Source organism: Bacillus sp. BC08, from assembly GCF_054326875.1.
In genome coordinates this window covers 203,006-211,356 of record NZ_JBTGPA010000028.1, presented here as the reverse complement: position 1 = coordinate 211,356, position 8,351 = coordinate 203,006, and the positions used below count along the sequence as shown (strand labels likewise).

Genomic DNA, 8,351 nt, shown 5'->3' with positions numbered 1-8,351 from the left:
GTAGCTCGTCGGGCTCATAACCCGAAGGTCGCAGGTTCAAATCCTGTCCCCGCAACCAAATGGTCCCGTGGTGTAGTGGTTAACATGCCTGCCTGTCACGCAGGAGATCGCCGGTTCGACCCCGGTCGGGACCGCCATTTTAATAAGGCTCGGTAGCTCAGTCGGTAGAGCAGAGGACTGAAAATCCTCGTGTCGGCGGTTCGATTCCGTCCCGAGCCACCATTTATCTTAATAATATACGCCGGCTTAGCTCAATTGGTAGAGCAACTGACTTGTAATCAGTAGGTTGGGGGTTCAAGTCCTCTAGCCGGCACCATGTAAGTTTCGGAGGGGTAGCGAAGTGGCTAAACGCGGCGGACTGTAAATCCGCTCCTTCGGGTTCGGCAGTTCGAATCTGCCCCCCTCCACCATTTACATAGGGGCATAGTTTAAAGGTAGAACTGAGGTCTCCAAAACCTCCAGTGTGGGTTCGATTCCTACTGCCCCTGCCAAATATATTTACACAACATGGCGGTTGTGGCGAAGTGGTTAACGCACCGGATTGTGGCTCCGGCATTCGTGGGTTCGATTCCCATCAGTCGCCCCATTTTTATTTTAAAAATTACAAATAATCTAATGGATACTTACATATAATTAAGTAAGAAATCGATGGGCTATAGCCAAGCGGTAAGGCAACGGACTTTGACTCCGTCATGCGCTGGTTCGAATCCAGCTAGCCCAGCCATTTTTGCGGAAGTAGTTCAGTGGTAGAATACAACCTTGCCAAGGTTGGGGTCGCGGGTTCGAATCCCGTCTTCCGCTCCAATAAAATTTCATATGGCGGCATAGCCAAGTGGTAAGGCAGAGGTCTGCAAAACCTTTATCACCGGTTCAAATCCGGTTGCCGCCTTTTCTTTTGTGCCGATGTGGCGGAATTGGCAGACGCGCACGACTCAAAATCGTGTTCCTTCGGGAGTGTCGGTTCGACCCCGACCATCGGTATCATGAACGGCATAAAAAAACTCTATACTAACTGTATAGAGTTTTTTTATATTTTCTTCGCGTGACAAAATAAGCACAAAAAGTGTGCGAATCCAGCTTGTTTACATTTTAAAAGATAAGTATAAAATTTTTCTCTATCAAAGCCCATGTGATAAAGTTGGAGTAAATTGCGAAACAATAAGAGGATAAAAATGTCAGCAGAATATTGTATATACAATATTCTCTTTAAGCACTCTAGAGAGAACCTCTCCAGCCTGGTGACATGAAGTTAAATCCGACACCACCAGTAGATATTAGGACATTATCAGCTGTTAATTTTGTAATTTCTAAAAACTTCTTTTCAAACTTTTCTCTGTTGTACTTATACATAGTTGAGTGGCACGCCCACATTTGCGTTGAAGTACTTAACCAGTCTCCTAATTCCTTTAATTCAGGAAACGACTCAAATTGAATTGGTTCATCTAATTTCATAAATCTTACTTGATAGATAGTTGGGTTTAACTTCTCTCCGATTCCTTTAAGCCCATGTGCTTTTTTCTCATTTGAATGTGTCATAATTCTCCCCTATCTTCCCTTCAAATTTTTTCCTATTTTAATTATACAACGATAGAAAGTAATTATGGGAATATTATGGAAGAAACGTGGGGATCGATATCGTCTTTTTTGTTAAATTATACTATGTGCTTCTAAAATTCGTAATAAACGTAGGAATTCATGTATAATATAACTTGTCGAAAGAACAAAATGATAGTGATTTATATTATGTCTGTAATATGAATCAAAAATGAACTTTTTATATTTCTTTTAAAAATGTGTTGAATACACATTATATTTCATATTAATATTTTTATGTAGATTTAAAACGGGAAAGAGAGTGGAAAGTATGGGTCGTAAATGGAATAATATTAAGGATAAAAAAGCATCAAAAGATGCAAATACAAGCCGTATATACGCGAAATTTGGACGTGAAATTTATGTGGCAGCAAAACAAGGTGAGCCAGATCCAGAATCAAACCAAGCGCTTAGAGTCGTATTAGAACGTGCGAAAACATACAATGTGCCAAGAACAATTATTGATCGTGCAGTTGAAAAAGCAAAAGGCGGTTCAGAAGAAAATTATGACGAGCTTCGTTATGAAGGATTCGGACCAAATGGATCTATGGTAATTGTAGATACACTTACAAATAACGTAAATCGTACTGCAGCAGATGTACGAGCTGCATTTAGCAAAAACAGTGGTAACATGGGTGTAAACGGTTCTGTAGCTTACATGTTTGATGCGACAGCTGTTATCGGTCTTGAAGGTAAAACATCAGATGAAGTTCTTGAAATTTTAATGGAAGCAGATGTAGATGCACGTGATATTCTTGAAGAAGAAGATGCTGTTATCGTGTATGCTGAACCTGATCAATTCCATTCTGTACAATCTGCACTTAAAGATGCTGGTGTTGAAGAATTCACAGTTGCAGAATTAACAATGCTTGCACAAAGCGATGTAGAACTTCCTGAAGATGCTCAAGTACAATTTGAAAAAATGGTTGATGCATTAGAAGATCTAGAAGATGTGCAACAAGTTTACCACAACGTAGACTTAGGAGAATAATACGATAGAAGCCCCCTGTTCGTTTAACGGATAAGGGGCTTTTTTTATGCGGTTAATTAAGTTGATGAATGAGTAAAGGGATTTTGTTGTAGACAGGGAATATGCTTATAGGGATATATGAAATAATCATTATTTCTAGGAGGTTTAATATGGAACATAGAACACCGAAGCATATCGTTGCCGTAGCGGGCTATTTAACAAATGAAAAAGGTGAAGTGTTATTGGCTAAAGTACATTGGCGAGCGGATACGTGGGAGTTACCAGGAGGACAGGTGGAAGAAGGAGAAGCGCTCGATCAAGCAGTTTGTAGGGAAATGTTTGAGGAAACCGGTTTAACTGTGAAGCCTATCGGTATTACAGGAGTTTATTATAATGCTTCCATGCATATTTTATCTGTTGTTTTTAAAGTCGCATATGTGAGCGGTGAAATACAAATTCAGCCTGAAGAAATACAAGAGGCTAAATTTGTTGCTTTAAATGAAGGGAACATAGATGAGTACATAACGCGTCCTCATATGAAATCTAGAACGCTTGATGCGATGAGAGCAACACATTTTATTCCATACGAAACGTGGGAAGTGCAGCCATATAATTTAATAGGTAGATTGTAAAGAAAAGAGTAGGTGGTTTGAGATACAATCAAATCACTACTCTTTTTTGTATACTGTTTAAGAAAAAGGTCAAAATAATAATAGTGCTAATATTGATTTTAGGAACATTTGTTCTGTATAATGTATGATATATTGTATACATTTAGATTACTAGATACTTACAAATATATATATTTGTAGATGATATAATGAAAATAGGGTGTTTTAATAGGGTAGTATAGGCTTAAGGTATACTCTACTATTGGTTTAGCATACTCTATATTCAATATTTCAGATGAATAGTAGATAAAAAAAGACTGTGATACAATACTTTTTTACCCCGTTATTTGCCGGACAGCCTGATTGGGGAGGGCTGATTCAAGTTTCACTTTATACCTTACAATGATGTAAGGTACGTGTAAGAGAAATCGATGGGATGTTTTTTTACAACAAGGTATTCTTAAAGTAAGAGTTATACGCTGTGTGGAAAAGAGGTGTTCAAGATGAAAGAACGAGTATTATCTAGGGTGAACTATCATCAAAAAGTTGCATTAAATCCAATGACTAAATTCTTTTATAAAGCCATTATTTTATTATTATTGTTAAGTTGTACGTTATTATTCGTTGGAAATGTAATGATTGAGCAAAGTGATATTAGTAAATTACATGTACCGGCTAAGTTAGAGGTGCCAGAATCATTAACACATGCATTTATTGCGACAGAAGATAAAAGGTTTTATCATCATAACGGTTTAGATTATATAGCGATTGTCAGAGCGTCTGTTGAGAATATAAAGGCTGGTGGTGTTGTGCAAGGCGGAAGCACAATTACACAGCAGTTATCCAAAAATGCTTTTTTAACAAATGAACGTACATTTTCTCGTAAGTGGAAAGAGATTTTCTATACGAAAAAAATTGAACGCACATTTACGAAGGATGAAATTTTAAAATTGTATGTAAGCAATATTTATTACGGAGAAGGAGCATGGGGAATTGAAAAAGCGGCAAACCTTTACTTCGGTAAAAAAGTAAGCCAATTAACGCTGGCTGAAAGTGCGATGATGGCTGCTGTAGTAAAAGCACCTGCTTATTACTCACCTGCACAAAATTATGATAAGGCCGTAGAGAGACGAAATGTCGTTTTGAGATTGATGGAGAAAGAAGGCTATATCAATCATGATGAGTATGTGCAAGCAGTTAGTGAGAAATTAGTCATTCGTCATGATATAAAAACAGAGCAATCGATGTTAAATAATGCGCGTGAAAAAGCAGTAAGCTAAAGGAAGTTCCTACATAGGTGCTTCTTTTTTTTGAATAAATTGTGACAAATTGTGACACAATATCGTCACAATTATTGTATTTTTGTAATTTATGTGAGCGTGTTCATTGCGTGACGTATATAAGTGTTGATATTATGTGTATTGTGTACAATGCTGTATACAGAATATGAATTTAAAGAGGAATGTATATGAAATCAAATAAACTCATGGCTCTTGGTATAGTTTTTTCTATCGCAGTATTGATTGTAATCGGAACAATTGCGTATAGCATCATAAATGACAAAAAAGATAAAGGGAATGAGATGTTTGCTTATTCTACACAACAATCTTTAGGGAAAGATGATGCACCAGTTAAGGTAGTTGAATTTGGAGACTTCAAATGTCCTGCTTGTCGTACTTGGGATGTAACAGTATTACCACGATTAAAAGAAGAGTATATTGATAAAGGTAAAGTGCAGTTATATTTTATTAACTTCCCGTTTATCGGAAAAGACTCTGATTTAGGCGCAGCGGCTGGTGAAGCAATTTATAAACAAGATCAAGATTCATTCTGGACGTTCTATGATGAGATTTATCAAAGTCAAAAGAAAGACACGGAAGAGTGGATTACAGAAGAATTACTTCTTAACATTGTGAAAGAGAAGCTTCCGAAAGTTGATGTAGAACAATTTAAGAAGGATTTACACAGTAAAGAAATAAAAGAAAAAGTACGTAAAGATTCAGATCGTGCTCAAAAATTAAAAGTTCAAGGTGCTCCTTCAGTATATGTAAACGGAAATCTTGCAAACCCTGATTTCGATAGTATGAAGAAGGCGATTGATAAAGAATTGAAAAAGTGATGAGTTACTCATCACTTTTTCGACTTTTTTCGATAAAATTCTTGCTTCCGTTTTTTTAACATGCTATACTATTTTACATAAGTTATTCTAATATCTTATATTTATTTCATATTTGCGGGTGTAGTTTAGTGGTAAAACAAGAGCCTTCCAAGCTCTGGTCGAGAGTTCGATTCTCTTCACCCGCTCCAAATTTTATTAAATGTTTTTCTATAAATTGTGATCAACGCAGTGTTTCGTTTCTAAGATAAACGAGGCATTGCGTTTTTTAATGTTTGAAAAAGATAATTGTATGCGAAAATAGAAGTAAAGAATAGTATTCCAAAAGTGAATTACTAACCAATATAGTCGTTACATAAGGGATGGATTCATCTGAGGAGGCGATTAGGAATGGATTTTGAACAATTAAAGCAAGATGTAATTGCGTATAGTAAAACAATTGGTATAGATAAAATAGGCTTTGCTAGTGCTTCACCATTTGAGGAATTAAAGCAGCGCTTAATTCAGCAGCAACAATTAAATTATCAATCTGGATTCGAAGAGCCTGATATAGAAAAAAGAACGAACCCACAGCTTCTACTACCTGGTGCAAAATCAATTATTGCGATTGCATTAGCGTATCCTTCAAAATTAAAAAATGCACCATTAAGTAAGCGTGGAGAACGCCGCGGGATTTTTTGTCGTGCTTCTTGGGGACAAGATTATCACCTTGTTTTACGAGATCGTTTGCAAAAATTAGAAGCATATTTAATTGAAAAACTTCCCGATATAGAAGTTAAGTCAATGGTTGATACTGGTGAATTAAGTGATCGAGCTGTTTCGGAGCGTGCCGGTATTGGGTGGAGCGGTAAGAATTGCGCTATTATTACACCTGAGTTTGGTTCGTATGTATATTTAGGAGAAATGATTACAAACGTTCCATTCCCACCAGATCAACCAATAGAAGATCAATGTGGAAGCTGCACGAAATGTATTGATATTTGTCCTACAGGTGCTTTAATACAAGGAGGACAGTTAGACTCGAAGAAATGTATTGCATTTTTAACACAGACGAAAGGATTCCTACCGGAAGAATATCGTGACAAAATAGGAAACCGTATATATGGATGTGATACATGTCAGACTGTTTGTCCAAAAAATAAAGGAATGGATTTTCATAACCACCCTGAGATGGAACCAGATCCTGAGTTAGTTAAGCCTTTATTAACACCACTTTTAACAATTAGTAATCGTGATTTTAAAGAGAAATATGGAATTATGTCTGGTTCATGGAGAGGTAAAAAGCCGTTGCAACGAAATGCAATTTTGGCACTTGCTCATTTTAAAGAGGCATCAGCAATTCCTGATTTAATAGGTGTTATGAAAGATGATCCAAGACCAGTACTTCGCGGAACTGCAGCATGGGCACTTGGAAAAATAGGTGGAGATGGCGTGGGCGAAGCCATTGAAAAAGCAATGCAACGTGAGAAAGATGAAGAGGTTCTTCATGAAATGAATCGCGGACTTGAATTGTTAGCGCAGAAAAAAGAGTAGATAATATCTCCCTTTTTCATATTGTAATATGGGAGGGAGACGAAATGGTTGTAAAAATAAATATTGAAAAGCAAGTACAACAATTTTTAGCATATATAACAGAAAAAAGAACAAATGTAGAGGGGATTGCTGAAGATTTATTCCAGGTAGCGCAGAGAAAGAAACAATTGTTCCAAAAGCGTAATGCACATATAGTGAAAGCAACTGCGGACGTTTCTTTCATGAGACAATTAAATAATAGCAATCATCAAGAAATTGATTATCAAATACATTTTAAATATTTAATTAAGCATAAAGAATTATTTTATATCGAAGAGGAACAACTAAAACGAAGAGTTTGTTTAAATAATAGCCGGGTAATAGGTGATTATGCTATTGAAGTGCCAGAAGCAGTTGGAATGAGTGAGACGTTAGAAAGGGAAGTTATAAAAGAGAAGTATGGTTCTTATCAGTATAACCGTTTAGAGGCAGTTAAATATGCAGAGCGTTGGTGGGATGATCGAAACCCTGTATATCGTAATTTCCCTGATAATTGTACGAATTTTATTTCTCAATGTCTTCATACTGGAGAAGTACCAATGAATGGATATCCTAATATTCGTAAAGGATGGTGGCAAAGGGAGAATCAGTGGAGTTGGAGCTGGGCTGTCGCACACTCTTTTTATTGGTATTTGTCAGGTGCTACAACAGGGCTTCGGGCAGAAGCGGTAGAAAGGCCAGAAGACCTTATTCTTGGTGATGTCATCGCTTATGATTTCGAGGATGATGGTAGATGGAATCATACGACGATTGTAGTAGCAAAAGACGCAGATGGTATGCCACTTGTAAATGCACATTCAGCGAATAGCCGTCGGCGTTATTGGAACTATGAAGATTCTAGTAAATATACACCACAAATGAAATATAAATTCTTTCACATTATTAATGGGTAGAGATTTTTCGCTCAAGTGGTATAATACGTAGTAGACAAAAAACAGAGGTGAATATCGCGTGGGAGTACATGTTGTTTTATATCAACCAGAAATTCCAGCAAATACAGGGAATATTGCTCGTACTTGTGCAGCAACTGGAACAGAATTACATTTGATTAGACCGCTTGGATTTTCAACGGATGATAAAATGTTAAAGCGTGCAGGATTAGATTATTGGCAGCACGTGAAAGTTACGTATTATGATTCAATTGAAGAATTTTATGAGAAAAATAAAGATGGTGAATTCTTCTATTTAACAAAGTATGGCGAGAAAGCTCATACAGCGTTTGATTATAGCAAGCGTGAGAAGGATTACTATTTTGTATTTGGAAGAGAAACAAACGGCTTACCAGCTAATGTAATCGAAGAAAATTTCGATCATTGTTTACGTATTCCAATGACTGATAAAGTGCGCTCATTAAATTTATCTAATACAGCAGCTATTTTAATTTATGAAGCATTCCGTCAACAAAATTATCCAGGATTAGATTTAGAAATTGTTTATTAAAAGTCGCCATATGGCGACTTTTTTTCTAAAAATAAAAATAATATGTAAT

At 36.6% G+C, this 8,351-nt stretch carries 8 protein-coding genes and 11 tRNA genes; 18 read left to right on the top strand and 1 reads right to left on the bottom strand.

Translation table 11 applies throughout. The features are described from left to right. Nucleotides 1-61 precede the first annotated feature (61 nt). The 10 genes from ACXVYO_RS09645 (at nucleotide 62) to ACXVYO_RS09600 (ending at nucleotide 981) form a co-directional block, all read left to right on the top strand. Nucleotides 62-137: transfer RNA gene (locus ACXVYO_RS09645), tRNA-Asp, on the top strand. A gap of 9 nt (nucleotides 138-146) precedes the next feature. Continuing rightward, nucleotides 147-222, top strand: a tRNA-Phe gene (locus ACXVYO_RS09640). Between the two features lie 18 nt (nucleotides 223-240). Then, a tRNA-Thr gene (locus ACXVYO_RS09635) sits at nucleotides 241-316 on the top strand. 10 nt (nucleotides 317-326) lie between these two features. Next, nucleotides 327-410 (top strand) — tRNA-Tyr (locus tag ACXVYO_RS09630). A gap of 7 nt (nucleotides 411-417) precedes the next feature. Then, nucleotides 418-491 (top strand) — tRNA-Trp (locus tag ACXVYO_RS09625). Nucleotides 492-510: 19 nt separating this feature from the next. Further along, nucleotides 511-586: transfer RNA gene (locus tag ACXVYO_RS09620), tRNA-His, on the top strand. 63 nt (nucleotides 587-649) lie between these two features. Continuing rightward, a tRNA-Gln gene (locus tag ACXVYO_RS09615) sits at nucleotides 650-724 on the top strand. Nucleotides 725-729: 5 nt separating this feature from the next. Further along, nucleotides 730-804: transfer RNA gene (locus tag ACXVYO_RS09610), tRNA-Gly, on the top strand. Nucleotides 805-818: 14 nt separating this feature from the next. Continuing rightward, nucleotides 819-889, top strand: a tRNA-Cys gene (locus ACXVYO_RS09605). Between the two features lie 10 nt (nucleotides 890-899). Further along, nucleotides 900-981, top strand: a tRNA-Leu gene (locus ACXVYO_RS09600). A 234-nt stretch (nucleotides 982-1,215) separates the two neighbouring features. Here ACXVYO_RS09600 and ACXVYO_RS09595 read toward each other — a convergent pair. Beyond that, nucleotides 1,216-1,536 (bottom strand): DUF3884 family protein, encoded by a 321-nt coding sequence (locus ACXVYO_RS09595; RefSeq protein WP_458466836.1) that lies wholly within the window; start codon nucleotides 1,534-1,536, stop codon nucleotides 1,216-1,218. A 328-nt stretch (nucleotides 1,537-1,864) separates the two neighbouring features. On the opposite strand from ACXVYO_RS09595, the gene ACXVYO_RS09590 reads away from it, so the two are divergent. The 8 genes from ACXVYO_RS09590 (at nucleotide 1,865) to trmL (ending at nucleotide 8,302) form a co-directional block, all read left to right on the top strand. After that, entirely contained in the window at nucleotides 1,865-2,584 is a 720-nt protein-coding gene (locus tag ACXVYO_RS09590) for a YebC/PmpR family DNA-binding transcriptional regulator (protein WP_000532956.1), read from the top strand. Nucleotides 2,585-2,733: 149 nt separating this feature from the next. Beyond that, complete coding sequence (locus ACXVYO_RS09585; protein ID WP_458466835.1) at nucleotides 2,734-3,195, top strand: NUDIX hydrolase; 462 nt, start codon at nucleotides 2,734-2,736, stop codon at nucleotides 3,193-3,195. Nucleotides 3,196-3,677: 482 nt separating this feature from the next. Further along, nucleotides 3,678-4,454, top strand: a complete 777-nt coding sequence (locus ACXVYO_RS09580; RefSeq protein WP_000664703.1) for a transglycosylase domain-containing protein — start codon at nucleotides 3,678-3,680, stop codon at nucleotides 4,452-4,454. A 188-nt stretch (nucleotides 4,455-4,642) separates the two neighbouring features. Continuing rightward, nucleotides 4,643-5,293 carry a DsbA family protein gene (locus ACXVYO_RS09575; protein WP_087957264.1) on the top strand — a complete coding sequence of 217 codons (651 nt, stop codon included), beginning with the start codon at nucleotides 4,643-4,645 and terminating at the stop codon, nucleotides 5,291-5,293. A 114-nt stretch (nucleotides 5,294-5,407) separates the two neighbouring features. Next, nucleotides 5,408-5,481, top strand: a tRNA-Gly gene (locus ACXVYO_RS09570). A gap of 199 nt (nucleotides 5,482-5,680) precedes the next feature. Next, entirely contained in the window at nucleotides 5,681-6,823 is a 1,143-nt protein-coding gene (gene queG, locus ACXVYO_RS09565) for a tRNA epoxyqueuosine(34) reductase QueG (protein ID WP_060629454.1), read from the top strand. A 44-nt stretch (nucleotides 6,824-6,867) separates the two neighbouring features. After that, complete coding sequence (locus tag ACXVYO_RS09560; RefSeq protein ID WP_458466834.1) at nucleotides 6,868-7,755, top strand: amidase domain-containing protein; 888 nt, start codon at nucleotides 6,868-6,870, stop codon at nucleotides 7,753-7,755. A gap of 58 nt (nucleotides 7,756-7,813) precedes the next feature. Then, nucleotides 7,814-8,302 (top strand): tRNA (uridine(34)/cytosine(34)/5-carboxymethylaminomethyluridine(34)-2'-O)-methyltransferase TrmL, encoded by a 489-nt coding sequence (gene trmL, locus ACXVYO_RS09555; protein ID WP_000538149.1) that lies wholly within the window; start codon nucleotides 7,814-7,816, stop codon nucleotides 8,300-8,302. Nucleotides 8,303-8,351 lie beyond the last annotated feature (49 nt).